Origin of the sequence: Salinisphaera shabanensis E1L3A (genome assembly GCF_000215955.2) — a bacterium.
GTDB lineage: Bacteria > Pseudomonadota > Gammaproteobacteria > Nevskiales > Salinisphaeraceae > Salinisphaera > Salinisphaera shabanensis.
Map to the genome: position 1 here is coordinate 14,525 of NZ_AFNV02000028.1, position 18,693 is coordinate 33,217.

An 18,693-nucleotide genomic window follows, 5' to 3' on the forward strand; every position below is an offset into this window, starting at 1 on the left:
TCGATGCAGGCAATACTAGGGGTTGGCAAGAGTCAGCGATTGGCGAATTAAGCGCAGCTTTCGGCCCCTTCTCGGCGAATAGCGTTGTCGGCACGGCCGACCAGACTTCCCGACTGGGTCTCATTAAAACTTTTGCTTTGAGGCCATTAAAGATTATTCAGAGCACGACGATATGTACCCCAGCGGCAGCGAGAGCCGCATCCCGGCAAGCCGCCGAACCCAACACAACGCACAGGGAACATTGCCATGTCATTCGTGATCAACACCAACACGCTGTCGCTGACCGCCCAGCAGAACCTCAACTCTTCACAGAAGACCCTCAACAGCGCCATCGAGCGTCTGTCGTCGGGCAGCAAGATCAACTCCGCCAAGGACGATGCCGCCGGCCAGGCCATCTCCAACCGCATGACCTCCCAGATCAACGGTCTGAAGCAGGCTTCGTCGAATGCCAACGACGGCATCTCGCTGGCCCAGACCACCGAAGGCGCGCTCAACCAGATCAACGACAACCTGCAGCGCGTACGTGAACTGAGCGTGCAAGCCGCCAACGGCACCAACAGCCAGTCGGATCTGGAATCCATCCAGAACGAAATCACCCAGCGTCTGGGCGAAATCGATCGTGTGTCCGAGCAGACCGCCTTCAACGGCACCAAGGTGCTCGACGGTTCCAAGACCGAAATCAAGATCCAGGTCGGCGACAAGGACGACCAGACCATCTCCATCAACCTGGAGAACATGGATTCGGCTTCGCTGGGCCTGGGCGGCTTCAATGTCGATGGCAGCGTTGCCTATGACGAAACGGGTAGCAGTCTGGGCGCCGACGAAGCCCTTGTCTCCTACACCGACGCCGACGGCAACACCGCGTATGCAATCGAGGACTCCTCGGCCGGCGCTGGCAACGAAACCTATGCCGCAGCCACAGTCGCTGCAGACGGCACCGTCTCGGCCGGCACTGCGGTGACACCGACCGGCACGGTCTCGGCGGTCGCCGACGGCGATACCATCCGTGGCGATGCGGCCAAGACCGCCAACCCGCTGGCCACGCTCGACAGCGCGCTGAAGCAGGTCGACGATCTGCGCTCGGATCTCGGTGCGGTCCAGAACCGTCTGGACTCGGCGATCAACAACATCTCCACCACCGAAATCAACATCTCCTCGGCCCGTTCGCGCATCACCGATGCCGACTACGCCACGGAAGTGTCGAACATGTCCAAGGCCCAGATCCTGCAGCAGGCCGGTACCTCCGTGCTCGCCCAGGCCAACCAGAGCACCCAGGGCGTTCTCTCCCTGCTCCGGTAAAGCCCTGGCTTCAAGTCTTCGCTATACGCGAATACAAAGGGCGCCCCTCGGGCGCCCTTTTTTTATTCGGAATATCAATACCGTACACAGGAGGAACGACCGAACCCGATACAGCCCGCATAGGACACGCGTATCGAGCCATAAAAAAACCCTGCAGGGCACAGATAAAGCGCTAAAGAAAAAACGAACGAAGGCGATATGACATCAGCGGCGCGATATGCAGGCCGCCCCTAAAGCTCCCGGAGCTATCCGGCCAGTCACAACGACTTAGATACAGGAAATCGCCATGTCATTCGTGATCAACACCAACACGCTGTCGCTGACCGCCCAGCAGAACCTCAACCAGTCCCAGAAGACATTGAACAGCGCCATCGAGCGCTTGTCTTCGGGTAGCAAGATCAACTCCGCCAAGGACGATGCCGCCGGTCAGGCCATCTCCAACCGCATGACCTCGCAGATCAACGGTCTCAAGCAGGCTTCGTCGAATGCCAACGACGGCATCTCGCTGGCCCAGACCACCGAAGGCGCGCTCAACCAGATCAACGACAACCTCCAGCGCGTTCGTGAACTGAGCGTACAGGCCGCCAACGGCACCAACAGTCAGTCGGATCTGCAGTCGATTCAGAACGAAATCGACCAGCGTCTGGGAGAAATCGATCGCGTGTCCGAACAGACCGCCTTCAACGGCACCAAGGTGCTCGACGGGTCCAAGACCGAAATCAAGATCCAGGTCGGTGACAAAGACGATCAAACCATCTCCATCAACCTGGAGAACATGGACTCGGCCTCGCTGAGCCTGAACGGCTACAACGTGAACGGTTTTGCCGACGCCGGCGCCGATGGCCTGGATGCCGCGACCTTCAAGGCCACCGACGGCACGACGGATGTGACCGCCGCCAATGTGGCGAGCAACGGCACCGTCACGATCACCGATCAGAATGGCGGTACGGTCACCGGCACGATCCAGCAGGACGACAACGGCGACCTGTTTGTCGAGTCCGGCGGCAACACCTACGGGGTGACCAGCAGCGACGTGAATATCGGCGCAGCCGCCAACGGCAGCGATTCGACGATTTCGCTCACGGTCGATACCGAAAACGCCCTGTCGGCACGTAACGAGGATCCGCTGGCGGCTCTCGACAGCGCCCTGAAGCAGGTCGACGATCTGCGCAGCGACCTCGGTGCGGTCCAGAACCGTCTGGATTCGGCGATCAACAACATCTCCACCACCGAGATCAACATCTCCTCGGCCCGTTCGCGTATCACCGATGCCGACTACGCCACCGAAGTGTCGAACATGTCCAAGGCCCAGATCCTGCAGCAGGCCGGTACCTCCGTACTCGCTCAGGCCAACCAGAGCACCCAGGGCGTTCTTTCCCTGCTCCGGTAAACCTTGGCTATCCGGATTCGCTACACGCGAAAACACAAAGGGCGCCTTCGGGCGCCCTTTTTCGTGCAAACTTGCCCAGTCTTACGTCTTCCATGCAAGCATAACTCGAGATTCAGAGAGCCCGTGAGGCTGGCCTTCGATCAGACCCCATACGCTGCAGGAAATGCATGGCAGTTAGGCTTGAAGGGCTAAAGAAAATAGCGATCTAGGCGATATGACATCAGCGGCGCGATATGCAGACCGCCCCTAAAGCCGCCGGCCATAGCCGGCCAGTCATAACGACTTAGATACAGGAAATCGCCATGTCATTCGTGATCAATACCAACACGCTGTCGCTGACCGCCCAGCAGAATCTCAATCAGTCCCAGAAGACATTGAACAGCGCCATCGAGCGTCTGTCTTCGGGTAGCAAGATCAACTCCGCCAAGGACGATGCCGCCGGCCAGGCCATCTCCAACCGCATGACCTCGCAGATCAACGGTCTCAAGCAGGCTTCGTCGAATGCCAACGACGGCATCTCGCTGGCCCAGACCACCGAAGGCGCGCTCAACCAGATCAACGACAACCTCCAGCGCGTTCGTGAACTGACCGTGCAGGCTGCCAACGGCACCAACAGCCAGTCGGACCTGGAATCGATTCAGGGCGAAATCGAGCAGCGCCTGGGCGAGATCGATCGCGTGTCCGAACAGACCGCCTTCAACGGCACCAAGGTGCTCGACGGCTCCAAGACCGAAATCAAGATCCAGGTCGGCGACAAGGACGATCAGACCATCTCCATCAACCTCGCCAACATGGATTCGGCTTCGCTGAATCTGGATGGCTTCAACGTCGACGGCACGACCAGCGTTGCGGTGGGCGATGCGACCACGCTAAATCTTCAGTCTTACAACGACGCCGACGGCAACACCCAGTACGTCATTAATGATGGCTCTGGTGGATTCACACAGGCCGAGATCAACTCCGAAACGGGTGTGGTCAGCGATACGGGTATCGATGCCACCACCGCCGTCACAGATGCTGGCGGTGCCACGAACATTGCTGATGGCGGCACCGTAACCGTCGAAACCAGCGACCCGCTGGCCGCCCTCGACAGCGCCCTGAAGCAGGTCGACGATCTGCGCTCGGACCTCGGTGCGGTCCAGAACCGTCTGGACTCGGCGATCAATAACATCTCCACCACAGAGATCAACATCTCCTCGGCCCGTTCGCGTATCACCGATGCCGACTACGCTACGGAAGTGTCGAACATGTCCAAGGCTCAGATCCTGCAGCAGGCCGGTACCTCGGTCCTGGCGCAGGCCAACCAGAGCACCCAGGGCGTGCTCTCCCTGCTCCGTTAAGCAGGCTAAGCATCTCGTAAGAGAACTGACAGAGGGCGCCTTCAGGCGCCCTTCTTTTTTTGCTCCGGCCATCGCTCCAAGGCAGTCGGCTCTAGCTTCTGTTCGATCAACTCAATGAATATCAGCAACCAATCGCTGACACAGGTCGTTCGATACAACCTCGGCTTGCACCAGCAACGCAAGCAGATCGCGGTCAAACATATGGCCAGCGGCGAGCGTGTCAATCAAGCCAAGGAAGGGCCTGCGGCCGCGGCTATCGCCAACCGTATGACCGCCCGTACCCAGGGGCTGACCCAGGCCATGCGTAACGCGAGCGACGGCCTGGCCCTGGCTGCGCGCCTCGAATCCTCGTTGGAAGACATCAACAACGAACTGCAGCACATTCGCAAATCGACGGTCGGAGCGCTCAACGGCACGCTATCGGACATCGACCGAGCGACGATCGGGCGTGATATTCAAAATAGTCTCGACACGATCGATCGCATCGCGGAGAGAACGCAGTTCAATGGCATGCACCTGCTGGACGGCTCCCGCCAACGGGTGTCGATTCAGGTAGGCACGGATGACGGCGATCGACTGTATATCGATCTGGAACGCATGAACACGCAGGCACTCGGCCTTGCACCTGAAGAGCATGCCGAGCCCGTTGCCGACACGCTCGAGCCAAACGAGCCGCCGCCCATGTCTGCCCCTGCCTTCCAAGCCAACGGACGTACCGCGGATGCAGATGCCGTATTTGCTTTCATGGCGGGTGGGTTCCAAGTTTACGGCTATGAGGCCGTACAGGGTGCGGACGGGTCGTTATACGTACGCGACGAAGACTACAATTACTACGCCGTCTACTCCTCAAAGGTTACGGATGCAGGCGGTGCGATAAACGGGCCAGAAGCCCCTAGCGGTGGCGATACCGTTGAACTCGGTTTTAACCCTTGGGCGCCTGTTGCCGCACCAGAAGGCTTCTCCACCACGCCGCGAGCGACGACGGCTGACGCACCGAGCGAGAACGCTTCAACGAACGAGACGCCTGCGGCACCCTCGCGGCTGCTGAGTCTCGAAGCAATCGACCATGCCATACAACAGGTGGATCGCTTCCGAGGCTATCTGGGTGCGACCGAAAACCGGATCGACTCGGCGCTGGCTACAATCCTGGAACAGAAAAACGCTGTCGTCGCGGCACGATCGAGAGTGCTCGACGCCGACTACGCCCACGAATCCGCCCAGCTTGCTTCGGCCCAGCTGCTCGAGAACGCGGGCATATCCGTTCTGGCACAGGCAAACCAGGCACGCAGCACCATCGTGGCTCTGCTGGGTTAGCCGTCACACACATTCCCACCGAGCGATAGAAGTACCGTACTGCAGCGGCACGAGGGCGTATCCGCTTCTGCTACTGCACGTAGAACAGGACAAAAAAGGGCGCCCACGGCGCCCTTTTCTTGTTCAGCACACGAAACGCAGGGCTACACCTGCATATTCATGATCTCCTTGTACGCATTCACTACCCGATTGCGTACCTGTACGCCCATCTCGAAAGCCAGGCCGGCTTTCTGCATATCCACCATCACATCGTTGATGCCCACACCCGGCACGCCGCGCTCGAATGCATGGCCCTGGGCAGCGGCGCTTTGCTTCATACCGTCGATCTTGTCGATCGCGGCGACCAGCGCATTGGAAAAATCGACGGCTTCCGTCTTTTCGCCGTTTTTCGGCACGGCCTGCGCACCGGCTTGAACGCCCGGCTGCGCAGCAGCAGGGCCAGCCTGGTTGGCCGTGGCTTGCAGCTGTTGCAATACGCTATTGAGATTCACACCCGAGACACTCATAAGCCTTCCCTCGTGAAAGACGATCGGGGCGCGCAAGCCGCGCCGACACGATATCCAATTTGATGGAAGGCAGGGTAACGCAGGCGCAAGCGATCTAATTCGCTCAATTGCCGCCCAAAAAGCCGGCTTATTCGGCCTTTGATTTTCTTTCGTTGCTGAATAATGGCCCTCGTCCTGCTACGACCGCGACACATCGAGCGCCGCGGTCAGGCAGACAACAAGAGGGCCCGGGTACATGAATCGACCCGCGGCAGTAACGCATCAAGCAACGAGGAATGAGCATGGCGACAGCGGAGACGCCGGTCGCAGCAGCCGAGGCCAAGCCCGGTGTGCTGGAGCAGCTACGCGCGAACCCGCGTCTGCCCTTGATCGTGGGTGTTGCGATTGCCGTGGCCCTATTGGTGGCCATGGCGTTGTGGACCATGGGTCCTAGTTACGGCGTGCTGTTCTCGAACTTGAGCGATCGTGACGGCGGCGAAATCATCGCTGAACTCGAGCAGATGCAGGTGCCCTACAAGTTCGCGGGCAACGGCAACACGATCATGGTCCCGACCGACATGATCGATCGTACGCGCCTGCAGCTCGCCGGCGAAGGCCTGCCCAACGGCGGCGGCGTCGGCTTCGAGTTGATGGACAATCAGTCCTTCGGCATCAGCCAGTTCGCGGAACACGTCAACTACAAGCGCGCGCTCGAAGGCGAGCTGGCCCGCTCTATCGAAAGCATGGATAGCGTGGCCAAGGCGCGCGTGCATCTCGCAATTCCCGAGTCGTCGGTATTCGTGCGTGAGCGCGAAAAACCGAGTGCTTCGATCGTACTCGATCTGTATCGCGGCCGCGCGCTCGGCGACGGTCAGGTCACCGCGATCGTTAACCTCGTGGCCAGCAGCGTGACCAATCTGCCCACCGAAGGCGTCACCGTGGTCGACGGTTCCGGCAAACTGCTGTCCAACAACGCGGCCACCGCGGGCGAGGCCACCGACGGCTCCCAACTCGAATACGTTGACCGTATCGAGCACAGCTATCGCGACCGTATTGAATCCATCCTCGCGCCGATCGTCGGCCGCGACAACATCCGCGCGCGCGTGGTCGCTGATGTGGATTTCTCCTCCAACGAGCAGACACAGGAACTCTATACGCCCAATGGCGACCCGGCCCAGGCCGCGATTCGCAGCGAGCAGCGCAGCTCCACCCGCTCCAACGGCGGCCCGGCCATGGGCGGCGTGCCCGGCGCGCTGAGCAATCAGCCGAGCCCCGAGATCGCCTCGCCGATCAACGAGAACAACACCACGACGACGGCCAGAAAAGACGACGGGGCCAAGGGCGCGACCGTCAGCAACGCCACGATCAACTACGAGGTCAATCGCACCATCCGCCACACACGTGAACAGAGCGGGCAGCTTCAGCGCCTGTCTGCGGCCGTCGTCGTGAATTATCCGATGCAGGCGAACGCCGAAGGCGAGATGCAGCCGATGCCGCTGGCCGCAGAGCAGATGGACCAGATCAAAAGCCTCGTGCGCGAAGCGATGGGCTTTTCGGCAGCGCGCGGCGATTCGCTGGAGGTCATTAATATGCCCTTCACCGCGCAGCCGGATACCCTGACCGAGCCCGGCGTGCCCTGGTGGCAGGATCGCCAGCTTCTCGCCATGGCCGAGAGTGCGATCAAATATCTGCTGCTCGCCATCGCGGCGTGGATCGTATGGCGTAGGCTGGTCAAGCCGCTGCTCGATCAGGTGCCGCGTCCGCCCGTGCGCCTGGCCGATGCCAAGGCCGAAGCCGGCGAAATGACCGAGGAACCGGAGGACGACGGTAACGAAGATTTGCGGGCGGCTATCGAAGCCGGCCGTGGCAAGCGTCGCCAACAGGATGCGCTGCTAACCACCACCCGCGAAGCCGCCAAGAACGACCCGAAACTGGTCGCCGCCATCATCAAGAGCTGGATGCATAGCAATGCCTAGACAGATGTTCAACGAAGCCGGCAGCGAACGCGGCGCCATCCTCATGATGACGCTCGACGAAGATACGGCCGCAGACGTGTTCAAGCACCTGTCCACGCGCGACGCTCAGGAACTGGGCATGCGCATGGCCCATCTGCGCAATATCTCGAATGAGCAGATCAGCGAAGTGCTCAACGAATTCCATGAAGAATTCGAGCAGGTGAGCGCAGTGAGCATGAACTCGAGCGAGCACATCCGCTCCGTGCTGACCAAGGCCATGGGCGCCGAACGTGCGGCGAGCCTTCTGGAGGATATCTTCGACGCCCAGGAAGGTACGGGCATCGATGCACTGAACATGATGGAGCCGACCGTGGTCGCGGAGATGATTCGCGACGAACATCCGCAGATCATCGCGACCATCATGGTTCACCTCGAGCGTGGACAGGCGGCCGAAGTGCTCATGCTTTTCGACGAGCACTTGCGCAACGACGTGGTACTGCGTGTATCCACCTTCTCGGGTGTTCAGCCGGCCGCGCTGCAGGAACTCACGGAAGTGCTCTCCGGTCTGCTCGACGGCCAGAACCTCAAGCGCAGCAAGATGGGCGGGGCCCAAACCGCCGCCGAGATCCTCAACCTGATGAACTCGGCCAACGAAGAGAGCGTGTTGGAAAGCGTGCGCGCTCACGACGACAACCTGGCGCAGAAGATCATCGACCAGATGTTCGTATTCGAGGACCTGGTCAGCGCCGACGACCGCACCATTCAGCGTCTGCTTCAGGAAGTCGACCAGAACAGCCTGGTGGTGGCACTCAAAGGCACCCCGGACGAGCTTATCGCGCGTTTCACGTCCAACATGGCCAATCGCGCAGCGGAAATGCTGCGCGAAGACATGGAGCTGCGCGGCCCGATTCGCGTGTCGCAGGTCGAAACCGAACGCAAGGCCATTCTGCAGACCGTGCGCCGTCTGGCCGACGCCGGCGAAATCACGCTAAGCAAGGAAGACGACGAGTATGTCTGATCGCTCGAGCGCGCGAAAAGATGCCTGGCGCCCCTGGCAGATGGGCGCGCTCGAACGGCGCATGCCGCGCCGTGATATTGACGATGCCACGGATGCGCCGGCACGCCGGCGCGAGGATGCCATCAGCTTCGCGCTGTTCGAGCTCGCCAAGGAAGAGGCAGTGGCCAAGGGCCACGAGGCCGGTTATGCCGAGGGCCTGGAACAAGGCCGAGAAGAAGGAAAGGCCGAGGCCAAAGCGGAACACGAACAACGTCTGGCCGCCGAGCTCGAAACGCTTCTCGCCCCGATTCGCGAGTTGAGCGGCTCGTTTCGCTCGGCTGTGGACAGCCTTAACGACAAGGTCTCTTACGAGCTCGTCGAGCTCGCGCTTGAAGCAGGCCAGAAACTCGCAGGCCGGGCATTACAGCTCAAACCCGAACACATCCTCGATGACATCGAGGAATTGATGGCCGAGAATCCGACCATCGGCGGCAATCCGACGCTGTATGTGAATATCGAGGATCACGCGCTGGTCGAATCGCATCTTTCGCAGACACTTCAGGCCGCTGGCTGGGAACTACACCCCGATATGGGGCTGGCACGCGGCGATTGTCGTGTAGAAAGCGAACAGCGCGCCGTCGACGCCACGGGCGGCGATCGCTGGAGCCGACTGTTGCATACCATCGGGCATGGAGAAGAGTCATGACCGGAAATCCCAGCGCTGTTCAGCAGTGGATCGAAGATCTGCGCGAAGCCCGACAAAATGTAACCAGCCTCTCACGTACCCGTCAGGGCGGACGCCTGACGCGTGCTACGGGCCTTGTACTCGAAGCCGTAGGCCTACAACTGCCGCTGGGCGCGCATTGCATTGTTGAAATCCGCGGCGGCAACGATTTCGCGGAAGCCGAGGTGGTGGGCTTCAATCAGGAAAAGCTTCTACTCATGCCGTTCGTCGATACCGCCGAAATGGTACCGGGCGCGCGCGTGTGGGCCACACTCCCACCGCCGGGCGCGCAGGCCATCGGCAGCAAACGCGTGCCGGTTGGCGATAACCTGCTCGGACGCGTTGTTGACGCACGGGGGCGCGTGCTCGATGGCCGCGGGCCACTTCACGATGCGGCCCATGCAACGCTTGCCGCGCCGCGGCTCAATCCGCTCGATCGCGAACCCATTCATGAAGTGCTGGATGTCGGCGTGCGGGCGATCAACGCCCTGCTGACCGTCGGCCGTGGCCAACGCCTGGGCCTGTTCGCGGGTTCCGGTGTCGGCAAGAGCGTGCTGCTGGGCATGATGGCGCGCTTCACCCAGGCCGATGTGATTGTGGTCGGACTCATCGGCGAACGTGGGCGTGAGGTCAAGGATTTCATCGACAACATTCTCGGTACCGAAGGACTCAAACGGGCTGTTGTCGTGGCCGCACCGGCCGACGATTCGGCCCTGCTACGCTTGCAGGGCGCGGATTATGCGACGCGGCTCGCCGAGGATTTTCGCGATCGCGGCAAAAACGTGCTGCTGATCATGGACTCGCTCACGCGTTACGCCATGGCCCAGCGTGAAATCGCGCTGGCGATCGGCGAGCCGCCAGCAACCAAGGGTTATCCGCCGTCGGTCTTTGCCAAGCTGCCCAAGCTGGTCGAGCGCGCCGGCAATGACGCACCGGGCAAGGGCTCGATCACGGCGTTCTATACCGTGCTCACCGAAGGCGACGATCAGCAGGACCCGATCGCCGATTCCGCTCGCGCCATCCTGGACGGGCACTTCGTGCTCTCGCGCCAGCTCGCCGAAGCCGGCCACTATCCGGCGATCGATATCGAAGCGTCGATAAGCCGCGCAATGACCGCGCTTATCGACGAAATGCATCTGTCGCGTATCCAGTACTTTAAGCAAATGCTCTCTCGCTACCAGCGCAACCGCGATCTCATCAGCGTGGGCGCCTATGCGAAGGGAAGCGACCCGTTGCTCGACCAGGCAATCGAGATGTATCCGCAGCTCGAAGCCTTCCTGCAGCAATCAATGAACCAACGCGCCGATTTCGAACACGCCAGCCAGCAACTGGCCGAACTGCTACCGCAACGACCGAACCACTGATATGGCCAAGACCTCTGCTCTCGATACGCTGATCAACCTTGCAACCGACGACCGCGATGCGGCGGCCGTGGCACTCGGCCGTCTGCGTCAGGATCATCAGCAGACCGAGCAGAAGCTCGAAGCGCTGCTGGGCTATCACGCGGAATATCAGCGGCGTCTGGATGAGGCGATGTCGATGGGCATGAGCATTGCCACGCTGCAGAACTACCAGCGCTTCATCGCATCGCTGGAACATGCGATCGAGCAGCAGCGCGGTGCAGTCAACCAAAGCGAACGCCGTATCGAGCATGGCAACGACGACTGGCGCACCCGCCAGAAACGTTTGAATTCCTATGACGTACTGGCCGTACGGCGGCGCGAAGCTGCACAAAAAGCCGAAGCGCGACGCGAACAGCGCCAGACCGACGAATTCGCCAGCCGTGCGCTCAGCGCCGGCCTTTATCAATAGTATTCGCCACCGACGGATATCGCTCCATGGGCATTCAACTTCTCAACGCGCTTACCGCGTCGTCTGCCGAGAACGGCACAAAAGGCGGTGCGGCGGGCAACAAGCCGCAGGGGGACGTGAGTTTCTCGGCGGTGCTCGCGGATCGCAGCCGCACGGATGCGCGTGATACCAACGCGACGACCATCGCCAAGGATGCTGCGCTCAAGCAGGGCGAAGCGTCGTCGCACGCCGATCGAAAAACACAACCCACAACCGATGCGTCGGCACGCGATCTGCTGGCCGTACGTCACGGCACAACGGATCCACGCACGGCAAACCAGCCCCTGACCGCGGACCGCGAAAAACAGACAGAGGGCCGAGCCCAAACCAAGCGCCTGCCTGACACGCGTTTGGCCGATAGCTCGACCGACGCGGATCTGACCATCGCAGAAGCCGAAACAGAGGGCGATTCCGACAAGACCGTATTCGCCGACATAAGCTGGAACGCGATTGCCGTACCGCTGCAGCACGGCGCGGCTGGTGCGACGACCACCCAGACCAAGACAACGCACGCGACGGTCGCCACTGCCGCGACCGACACGCAGGCTACCGCAGGCAAAGCCACTGGGCTGGTCGAATTGCAGTCGTCCATACCGAATGCCGGGCAATTGGCGACTGCCGCCGCCGATGGCGCCCCTAACCCGCGCACGCTCGACGCACGCGCACAGCAAACGGCGCGTAAGGCCGGCGATACCGCGCTACGCCTTACGGCCGATAGCGACGGCCTCGTCAAACAAGGCGAAGACGCGCTTGCCAGCGATCGCGTCCGTATTGCCGTGGCCGCGCAAAACACGAACACCGACGCGCGCGCCCCGGCCGCCTGGGCTGCTTTCGCCGGCGATGTGTTTCAGCCGGCCCGCGGTAGCCGCTTTACGACAACCGGCACGAGCGCCGAGTCCGGCGCGGACGCGCTGGATATGAAGTCGCTGCCCAATACGACTACAGCGATCCAGGGCGCGGCCGGCAATAGCTTTGCCGCGAGCACGCCGCCGGCCGCACTAAGTGCAAGCGTGAACGCCCCGCTGGGCAGCGAGGCCTGGAAACAGGCGATCAATCAGCAGGCGCTGCGCTTGAGCCATGTCGGCGATGGCGCCGCGGAGCTCACACTCTATCCACGTGAGCTGGGCCAGCTTCATGTTTCACTCAAGATGGGCGAGCACGCACAGCTGCATTTCGCGTCGGCCCATGCCGACGTACGCGCAGCGGTCGAGGCAGCGTTGCCCCAGCTACGCCACGCCTTTGCGGAAAGCGGCATCAACCTCGGTCAGACATCGGTCAGCGACCAGGGTACGAACCCGAACTCATCGAACGACAATGGCAGTGGTCGCGCTCAGGGCCGCACGACAATCGCCGATACCGGTGACGTGGCGACAGCAGATACGCTGACCGCGCCCGTAGCCGTTACCACGCTGGCCGGGCGCACGCTCGACGGCGGTATCGACATTTTCGCATAGTGATGTGAAACCCGGCCGGCTCATGCCTGCCCGACTTTTAAGGACACCTATCGCTCATGGCCACTTCGCCCCCCAACGCTTCCGGCAGCAACCGCACGCTCTGGCTCATCATCATGGCGCTGGCGCTGATCATCGTGACCGGTGCAGCGATCGGCGGTACCTATTTCTTCATGAACGACGGCGATAAGGCCGCCGCGGCACCCGCGCATGCACCGGCGGTGCCCAAGCCTGCGCCGGTATTCGTGGAGATCGACCCGTTCACGGCCAACCTGCGCGACCCGCGCGGGCGTATCCTTTATGTGCGTATCGCGGTTAAGGTCGACGATGAAAAGGCAGCAAAGAAGCTTGCCGAACACATGCCGCAGGTACGTAACCGTATTCTCATGACAATCGCCGATACCCAGGCCGATAACCTGACCAGCGCAAACGGCAAACAATCGCTTGCCAACACGCTGCAGGTCGCCATCGCCAGACCGTTCGACGAGGACGAAGACGCCATTGGCGTACAGGAAGTCCTTTTCACTGATTTCATCGTTCAATAGGCAGCGCTCGTGTCCAACGACGACATGCTTTCACAGGACGAAATCGACTCGCTGATGCTTGGCGTCAGCGGCGATGACGAACCGTCCTCGTCCAAAGCGGATAATGGTGGCAAACGTATCCGCGCCTTTGATCCGAACGATCAACAGCGCGTGGTGCACGGACGCCTGCATGCATTCGACATCATCAACGAACGCTTTGCGCGACGTTTTCGCATGTCGCTGTTCAATCTGATCCGGCGCAACGCTGACATTACCGTGGGCCGAATCAAGATTCAGAAATACAAGGATTTCACCCGCAATCTGCCGGTGCCGGCCAACATCAACCTGATCAGCATCAAGCCGCTGCGCGGCAACGCGCTGGTCGTGTTCCCGCCAAATCTGGTCTACCTGGTCGTCGACAGTCTGTTTGGCGGCGATGGACGCTTTCTCACGCGCTCGGAAGGTCGCGAATTCACACATACCGAACAGCGCATCATTCAACGACTGCTTTCGCTGGCACTGGAAAGCTATGCCGAAGGCTGGAAAAGCGTCTACCCGGTCGAGCTGGAATATCAGCGCGCCGAGATGCAGGTGAAGTTTACGAACATCACCAACAACGACAACGAACTCGTGATCAGCTCGACTTTTCATGTCGAGGTGGGCGCTTTCGGCAGCGATTTCCAGATCTGCATGCCGTACTCGATGATCGAACCCATCAAGGATCTGCTGTCCGGCCCGTTGCAAAAGCGGGATCCGGAAGAGGAACAACAGCGTACTCGCCAGCTTGCCGGCGAGATCAAGCAAAGCCATATCAAGCTGATCGCCGATTTCACTCAGATCGAGACCACGCTCGGCCGCGTCGCCCGTCTGGAAGTCGGAGACGTACTGCCGATCGATCTACCGCGCGCCATTACTGCCCGCGTTGATGGCGTGCCGGTTCTCGAATGCGACTACGGTCGGCTTAACGACCGCAAGGCACTACGCGTGACACGTGTCATCAACCAAGAGGCTTCAAAGTCCAACCAGGGACCTAAAAAATGAACGATCAAATGCCCCAAAGCGGCGCCGACGACGATTGGGCCGCCGCGCTTGCCGAACAAGCAAGTACTGAAGCCGAGTCCGAAACCGGCGGCGACAGCATGGAGGACGCCTGGGGCGAGGCCATGGCAGAACAGGCCGAAACCGAGGCCGAAACCTCCCCCCGTCCGAAAGCCACGAGCGCCGGCGACAGCGTGTTCAAGCCGCTCGCCGATGAAGCCAAGGCCGGCACGCCACGCGAACTCGACATGATCATGGAGATCCCGGTCACGTTGTCGGTGGAATTGGGACAGACCCGCCTGACCATTCGCGAACTGCTCGACCTGGCCCAGGGATCGGTGGTGGAACTCGATGGCCTGGCCGGCGAACCGATGTCGATCCTGGTCAACGGCTATCTCATCGCCCAAGGCGAAGTCGTCGTTGTCGATGAAAAATACGGCATTCGTATCACCGAAATCGTGACCCGTTCGGAAAGAATCCACAAACTCAACAAATGAACGAAGACGAGGCGCAACAAACGATGAATGCGGCGCAGGACGCGCCGCGTACGGGTTCGGCCGACTGGCTTCATGGCCGCGCCCAGACGGGTGCCGATACGCCGTCCGTTGCCGTACCGAAAGCCAACGGCTCGCTCGGCATGGAGAGTATCGGGCGCACATCGCTCGGGCTGATCGTGGTCATCGCGCTGATCTTCGCTTGCAGCGCATTGCTCAAACGTTTCGGCCCCTATCGCAAACGCGGCGGGCGTTCGCTCGACATCATCGCCAGCCAGAGTCTGGGCCCGCGCGAGCGTGTGGTGGTCATCGAAGTCGAAGACACCTGGCTGGTGCTGGGCGTTGCGCCCAACAGCGTGAACACGCTTCACACCATGCCTGCCGGCGAGCGCGACCAACCTGAACAGACCCGCCGCGACAAGCGATCAAACCCCAGCTTCGGCGAAGCGCTGAGCGAAAACCTGCGCCGCGCCGGCGCGCGCTTTACCCGTAACGACCGAGGCCGCTGATGGGCCGTTTTTCGATACGCCTGCTGCTTGCGCTGCTCGGGCTTACCCTGAGTTTTGCCGTGGGCGCGCAGGAACCGAGCGCGCTGCCCGGGGTCGTCGCGCGCCCGCTCGAGGATGGCGGCCAGTCCTGGACCCTGTCGGTGCAGACGCTGGTGCTGCTCACGGCCATGGCCTTCCTGCCGGCCGTGCTGTTGATGATGACCGGCTTTACACGAATCATCATCGTGTTGAGCCTGTTGCGCAGTGCCATCGGCACACCCACGGCGCCCCCGAATCAGGTCCTGCTGGGATTGGCGCTGTTTCTGACTTTCTTCGTGATGTCGCCCGTATTCGAGCGCATCTACGACGTCGCCTACGAGCCACTATCGCGCGACGAAATCACGTTCCAGCAGGCATTGCAGAATGGCGTACAGCCGCTGCGCGAATTCATGCTGCGCCAGACGCGCGAGAGCGACCTGGCCATGTTTGCCAATCTCGGCAACATTCCGCCCATGCAGGGCCCGGAAGACGTCCCGCTGCGGCTGCTCTTGCCCGCGTTCGTGACCAGCGAGCTCAAAACGGCCTTCCAGGTCGGCTTCATGATCTTCATTCCGTTTCTGATCATCGACCTGGTCGTGGCCAGCGTGCTCATGTCGCTGGGCATGATGATGGTGCCACCGGCGACCATCTCTCTGCCGTTCAAGCTCATGCTGTTCGTGCTTGTGGACGGCTGGACGCTGCTGATCGGCTCGCTGGCCGACAGCTTTTTCATGACCTAGGGAGAAGAATCGAGCATGAGTCCCGCAACCGTCATGGAACTGGCCTATCAGGGCATGAAAGTCACCCTGCTGATGGCCACGCCGCTGCTTTTGACCGCTCTGCTAGTGGGTCTGGTCGTCAGTCTCTTTCAAGCTGCCACCCAGATCAACGAGATGACGCTGTCGTTCATCCCCAAGATCCTGGCCGTGTTCGCCGTACTGATCGTTGCCGGGCCCTGGATGCTCGGACTGATACAGGATTTCACCCGCGATCTGTTTTTAAGCATTCCCGGCCTGATCGGCTAAGCGCCGTACGCGCTTTTATCGATGATCGAGTTCACCACGAGCCAGATCACGCCCTGGGTCATGGCCATGTTCTGGCCGTTCGTTCGCATTCTCGCGTTCGTCGCGGTCGCGCCGATATTCGGCGAAAACAGCTTGTCCCGGGTTTCCAAGGTGGGATTGGCGGTACTAATCGCTTTTATCATCGCCCCTACCCTGCCGCCTCCACCCGACATCCCGCCCGTGTCCTACGTCGGCGTGTGGCTGATCGTGCAACAGGTGCTCATCGGCATTGCCATGGGCATGGTCATGCGCGTGGTATTCGCTACCGTGCGGGCGGCCGGCGACTATATCGGTCTGCAGATGGGTCTGGGCTTTGCCTCGTTCTATTCTGCCGCCATGGGCGCCAATATCATGGTGCTCGCACAGATCCTGAACGTGTTCGCGTTGCTGTTCTTTCTGGCCTTCGATGGGCATCTGATCATGCTTCAGGTGCTCGCGTTCACGTTCGTCGAACTGCCGATCGGGGCGGGGGCGATCGAAGCCGACGGCTGGTACACGCTGGTGCGCTGGGGCGGCACGGTTTTCAGCGCAGGGCTCGGCCTGGCCCTGCCGCTGGTGACCGCGCTGTTAACCATCAACATGGCACTCGGCATTCTCAACCGCGCCTCCCCTCAGCTGTCGATCTTCTCGATCGGCTTCCCGCTGACTTTGCTCTCGGGCGTCGTGCTTTTGTACTTCATGGTGCCGGAGCTCGGCGGGCTGTTCGAGCAGATGTTCGCAAACGGTATCCAGGCAATGGGTGCAGTATTGGGCGCGATGGCCGGTACCGCGTGAAAGAGGATCGGTTTGCGCCTACCCGAGCCGTGCAGCCAGCGCTCACTCATACGGTAGAAGCAGATTTCGCTATCGCTAAATGCGCTGTCGGCAGAACCCGCAGATCGAATCCACAACCGGAAGTTCGAACGAGGCACCGTGCCGCCTGCGGACTCGGCGCGCCTCAGCACTTGTTTGCCGGCCTGATAGATCGCAAAAAGCCCGCAGCGCACAAGCGCTGCGGGCTTTCGCTCTCAACCTATACGAGTTTAGAGATTGAACATCGACAATTTCTGAATATCGGTGAACGTCTTCTGTGAAAACTGCAGTGCCACTTGAGCAAGGCTGTATTCCGAATAGGCCGACATGTAGTCGAGATCCTCGAGCTGCGAACGCGTCGTATCGTAGTTGAGCGAGCGTGCATCGCCGACCGTATCCAGAGTATCCAGTTCGTTAAGCCGCGAGCCCAGCGACGCGCGCACGGTCAATACGTTGTCGAGCGAATTCGAAACCTTGCGATGCGCGCTGTTCAAACCGTTCTCAAGCGCCGCCCGTGCCGCCGGCGTATCGGTGCCTTTTTTCAGGACATCAATCACGCTGGCAATCGTGTTGAGAATGTTGTTGTCTTCGTCGCGGTCGTAGGCAAAAGTGAAACCGTCGCCGTCAGCCGGCGTTCCCTTGATGCTCACGCGCATGCTGTCGCCCAGCTCAATCGGCTCGCCTGCCACGTAGGGCTGATCGGCCACCACCGTTTCGCCCGTGCTGGCGTTCGCCACCGTATAACGAATCTCGCCATCTGACTCGCTGAAGCTGACCTGGAATTCGTTGCCGAAATCAGCGCTTGACGAGTTGGCCACGTTAATCGAACCGAACACGCCGGTACCGGCATTGCCGGCATCGGCGGTGCCCACGTACTGGGCGCTATCGGTGACCGAGGCGAACACCCGCGTGCCCGTATCGTTGGTGGCCATCATGCGGGAGGCGTCCACGCGGAGGTTTTGCAGGCCCTCATCGCCCTGATAGCTCACGCGCCCGCCGGATTCAACGAACGGCTGCCGATCCCCATCGTGGCCAGAAAATATGTAACGGCCGTTGCCATCCTGGGCGTTGGCACTGCCCAGCATCTGGGCATAAATTCCTTCCAGCTCGGTGGCGATCGAGTTTCGATCGGCATCGCTGTACGTGCCATTACCGGCTTTGACCAGCAACGGCGTGACCGCTTGCAATGCTTTCGTGACCTGGTCCAGCTCGGCTTCTTCAGACGATAGATTCCGCCGCGCCGCGGTACGGCTGGCTTCGAACTGATCGTTTACCGCGCTGGCCTGTGATACCACTAGCGACTGTGATGCGGCGCGCGGGTCGTCGGCGGGCGTAACAATCTTCTTGCCGCTCGCCAACTGCTGGCCAACTTCAGCGACCTTGCCCTGCTGACGCAAGATCGACTGCATGCTCATGCTGTAGATCGAATTGGTGCTCAAGCGCATGAC

At 60.8% G+C, this 18,693-nt stretch carries 19 protein-coding genes; 17 read left to right on the top strand and 2 right to left on the bottom strand.

The window, feature by feature from the left end:
• Positions 1-246: 246 nt before the first annotated feature.
• From SSPSH_RS15645 to SSPSH_RS15660, 4 genes are all read left to right on the top strand, one after another.
• Positions 247-1,299 (top strand): flagellin N-terminal helical domain-containing protein, encoded by a 1,053-nt coding sequence (locus SSPSH_RS15645; protein WP_006914574.1) that lies wholly within the window; start codon positions 247-249, stop codon positions 1,297-1,299.
• A 286-nt stretch (positions 1,300-1,585) separates the two neighbouring features.
• Positions 1,586-2,689, top strand: coding sequence for a FliC/FljB family flagellin (locus SSPSH_RS15650; protein ID WP_006914575.1), 1,104 nt, complete (start codon positions 1,586-1,588; stop codon positions 2,687-2,689).
• Between the two features lie 302 nt (positions 2,690-2,991).
• Positions 2,992-4,029 carry a flagellin N-terminal helical domain-containing protein gene (locus SSPSH_RS15655; RefSeq protein ID WP_006914576.1) on the top strand — a complete coding sequence of 346 codons (1,038 nt, stop codon included), beginning with the start codon at positions 2,992-2,994 and terminating at the stop codon, positions 4,027-4,029.
• A 114-nt stretch (positions 4,030-4,143) separates the two neighbouring features.
• On the top strand, positions 4,144-5,343 hold the full coding sequence (locus SSPSH_RS15660; RefSeq protein WP_006914577.1) for a flagellin N-terminal helical domain-containing protein: 1,200 nt from the start codon (positions 4,144-4,146) through the stop codon (positions 5,341-5,343).
• Positions 5,344-5,486: 143 nt separating this feature from the next.
• Here SSPSH_RS15660 and fliE read toward each other — a convergent pair whose 3' ends face one another.
• A complete protein-coding gene (gene fliE, locus SSPSH_RS15665) occupies positions 5,487-5,849 on the bottom strand; it encodes a flagellar hook-basal body complex protein FliE (RefSeq protein ID WP_006914578.1) in 363 nt (120 codons plus the stop codon).
• Between the two features lie 281 nt (positions 5,850-6,130).
• Between fliE and fliF the strand changes: the two genes are divergently transcribed.
• Genes fliF through fliR form a run of 13 tightly spaced genes read left to right on the top strand, consistent with a single transcriptional unit; the run spans position 6,131 to position 17,227 of the window.
• The gene (gene fliF / locus SSPSH_RS15670; RefSeq protein ID WP_021031874.1) at positions 6,131-7,804 is read left to right on the top strand and encodes a flagellar basal-body MS-ring/collar protein FliF; all 1,674 of its coding nucleotides are present in this window, start codon (positions 6,131-6,133) and stop codon (positions 7,802-7,804) included.
• A gap of 4 nt (positions 7,805-7,808) precedes the next feature.
• A complete protein-coding gene (gene fliG / locus SSPSH_RS15675) occupies positions 7,809-8,801 on the top strand; it encodes a flagellar motor switch protein FliG (protein WP_006914580.1) in 993 nt (330 codons plus the stop codon).
• Positions 8,794-9,486: a flagellar assembly protein FliH gene (locus SSPSH_RS15680; RefSeq protein ID WP_006914582.1), complete on the top strand. Its 693-nt coding sequence runs from the start codon at positions 8,794-8,796 to the stop codon at positions 9,484-9,486. Before fliG ends, SSPSH_RS15680 begins: the two co-directional genes overlap by 8 nt.
• Complete coding sequence (gene fliI / locus SSPSH_RS15685) at positions 9,483-10,868, top strand: flagellar protein export ATPase FliI (protein WP_006914585.1); 1,386 nt, start codon at positions 9,483-9,485, stop codon at positions 10,866-10,868. The genes SSPSH_RS15680 and fliI overlap by 4 nt, the downstream gene beginning before the upstream one ends.
• A 1-nt stretch (position 10,869) precedes the next feature.
• Positions 10,870-11,316: a flagellar export protein FliJ gene (fliJ, locus tag SSPSH_RS15690; protein ID WP_006914587.1), complete on the top strand. Its 447-nt coding sequence runs from the start codon at positions 10,870-10,872 to the stop codon at positions 11,314-11,316.
• Between the two features lie 26 nt (positions 11,317-11,342).
• Positions 11,343-12,809, top strand: a complete 1,467-nt coding sequence (locus SSPSH_RS18125) for a flagellar hook-length control protein FliK (protein ID WP_006914589.1) — start codon at positions 11,343-11,345, stop codon at positions 12,807-12,809.
• A 56-nt stretch (positions 12,810-12,865) separates the two neighbouring features.
• Complete coding sequence (gene fliL / locus SSPSH_RS15700) at positions 12,866-13,351, top strand: flagellar basal body-associated protein FliL (protein WP_006914591.1); 486 nt, start codon at positions 12,866-12,868, stop codon at positions 13,349-13,351.
• A gap of 9 nt (positions 13,352-13,360) precedes the next feature.
• Positions 13,361-14,371: a flagellar motor switch protein FliM gene (fliM, locus tag SSPSH_RS15705; RefSeq protein WP_040608420.1), complete on the top strand. Its 1,011-nt coding sequence runs from the start codon at positions 13,361-13,363 to the stop codon at positions 14,369-14,371.
• The gene (gene fliN / locus SSPSH_RS15710) at positions 14,368-14,865 is read left to right on the top strand and encodes a flagellar motor switch protein FliN (protein WP_006914595.1); all 498 of its coding nucleotides are present in this window, start codon (positions 14,368-14,370) and stop codon (positions 14,863-14,865) included. The genes fliM and fliN overlap by 4 nt, the downstream gene beginning before the upstream one ends.
• Positions 14,862-15,371 (top strand): flagellar biosynthetic protein FliO, encoded by a 510-nt coding sequence (fliO, locus tag SSPSH_RS18130; protein ID WP_006914597.1) that lies wholly within the window; start codon positions 14,862-14,864, stop codon positions 15,369-15,371. The genes fliN and fliO overlap by 4 nt, the downstream gene beginning before the upstream one ends.
• Positions 15,371-16,129, top strand: coding sequence for a flagellar type III secretion system pore protein FliP (gene fliP / locus SSPSH_RS15720; RefSeq protein ID WP_006914598.1), 759 nt, complete (start codon positions 15,371-15,373; stop codon positions 16,127-16,129). The genes fliO and fliP overlap by 1 nt, the downstream gene beginning before the upstream one ends.
• Positions 16,130-16,144: 15 nt before the next feature.
• A complete protein-coding gene (gene fliQ / locus SSPSH_RS15725; RefSeq protein ID WP_021031876.1) occupies positions 16,145-16,414 on the top strand; it encodes a flagellar biosynthesis protein FliQ in 270 nt (89 codons plus the stop codon).
• A gap of 21 nt (positions 16,415-16,435) precedes the next feature.
• The gene (gene fliR, locus SSPSH_RS15730; RefSeq protein WP_021031877.1) at positions 16,436-17,227 is read left to right on the top strand and encodes a flagellar biosynthetic protein FliR; all 792 of its coding nucleotides are present in this window, start codon (positions 16,436-16,438) and stop codon (positions 17,225-17,227) included.
• A gap of 248 nt (positions 17,228-17,475) precedes the next feature.
• On the opposite strand, the gene flgL is transcribed toward fliR, so the two are convergent.
• Positions 17,476-18,690 (bottom strand): flagellar hook-associated protein FlgL, encoded by a 1,215-nt coding sequence (gene flgL / locus SSPSH_RS15735; protein WP_006914603.1) that lies wholly within the window; start codon positions 18,688-18,690, stop codon positions 17,476-17,478.
• Positions 18,691-18,693 lie beyond the last annotated feature (3 nt).

Coding starts and splice junctions, on each gene's coding strand:
- SSPSH_RS15660 (WP_006914577.1), top strand. CDS start 4,144: ATGAATATCAGCAACCAATCGCTGACACAGGTCGTTCGATACAACCTC.
- fliI (WP_006914585.1), top strand. CDS start 9,483: ATGACCGGAAATCCCAGCGCTGTTCAGCAGTGGATCGAAGATCTGCGC.
- fliP (WP_006914598.1), top strand. CDS start 15,371: ATGGGCCGTTTTTCGATACGCCTGCTGCTTGCGCTGCTCGGGCTTACC.
- fliJ (WP_006914587.1), top strand. CDS start 10,870: ATGGCCAAGACCTCTGCTCTCGATACGCTGATCAACCTTGCAACCGAC.
- fliN (WP_006914595.1), top strand. CDS start 14,368: ATGAACGATCAAATGCCCCAAAGCGGCGCCGACGACGATTGGGCCGCC.
- SSPSH_RS15680 (WP_006914582.1), top strand. CDS start 8,794: ATGTCTGATCGCTCGAGCGCGCGAAAAGATGCCTGGCGCCCCTGGCAG.
- fliG (WP_006914580.1), top strand. CDS start 7,809: ATGTTCAACGAAGCCGGCAGCGAACGCGGCGCCATCCTCATGATGACG.
- fliO (WP_006914597.1), top strand. CDS start 14,862: ATGAACGAAGACGAGGCGCAACAAACGATGAATGCGGCGCAGGACGCG.
- fliF (WP_021031874.1), top strand. CDS start 6,131: ATGGCGACAGCGGAGACGCCGGTCGCAGCAGCCGAGGCCAAGCCCGGT.
- flgL (WP_006914603.1), bottom strand. CDS start 18,690: ATGCGCTTGAGCACCAATTCGATCTACAGCATGAGCATGCAGTCGATC.
- fliE (WP_006914578.1), bottom strand. CDS start 5,849: ATGAGTGTCTCGGGTGTGAATCTCAATAGCGTATTGCAACAGCTGCAA.
- SSPSH_RS18125 (WP_006914589.1), top strand. CDS start 11,343: ATGGGCATTCAACTTCTCAACGCGCTTACCGCGTCGTCTGCCGAGAAC.
- fliR (WP_021031877.1), top strand. CDS start 16,436: ATGATCGAGTTCACCACGAGCCAGATCACGCCCTGGGTCATGGCCATG.
- SSPSH_RS15655 (WP_006914576.1), top strand. CDS start 2,992: ATGTCATTCGTGATCAATACCAACACGCTGTCGCTGACCGCCCAGCAG.
- SSPSH_RS15645 (WP_006914574.1), top strand. CDS start 247: ATGTCATTCGTGATCAACACCAACACGCTGTCGCTGACCGCCCAGCAG.
- SSPSH_RS15650 (WP_006914575.1), top strand. CDS start 1,586: ATGTCATTCGTGATCAACACCAACACGCTGTCGCTGACCGCCCAGCAG.
- fliQ (WP_021031876.1), top strand. CDS start 16,145: ATGAGTCCCGCAACCGTCATGGAACTGGCCTATCAGGGCATGAAAGTC.
- fliL (WP_006914591.1), top strand. CDS start 12,866: ATGGCCACTTCGCCCCCCAACGCTTCCGGCAGCAACCGCACGCTCTGG.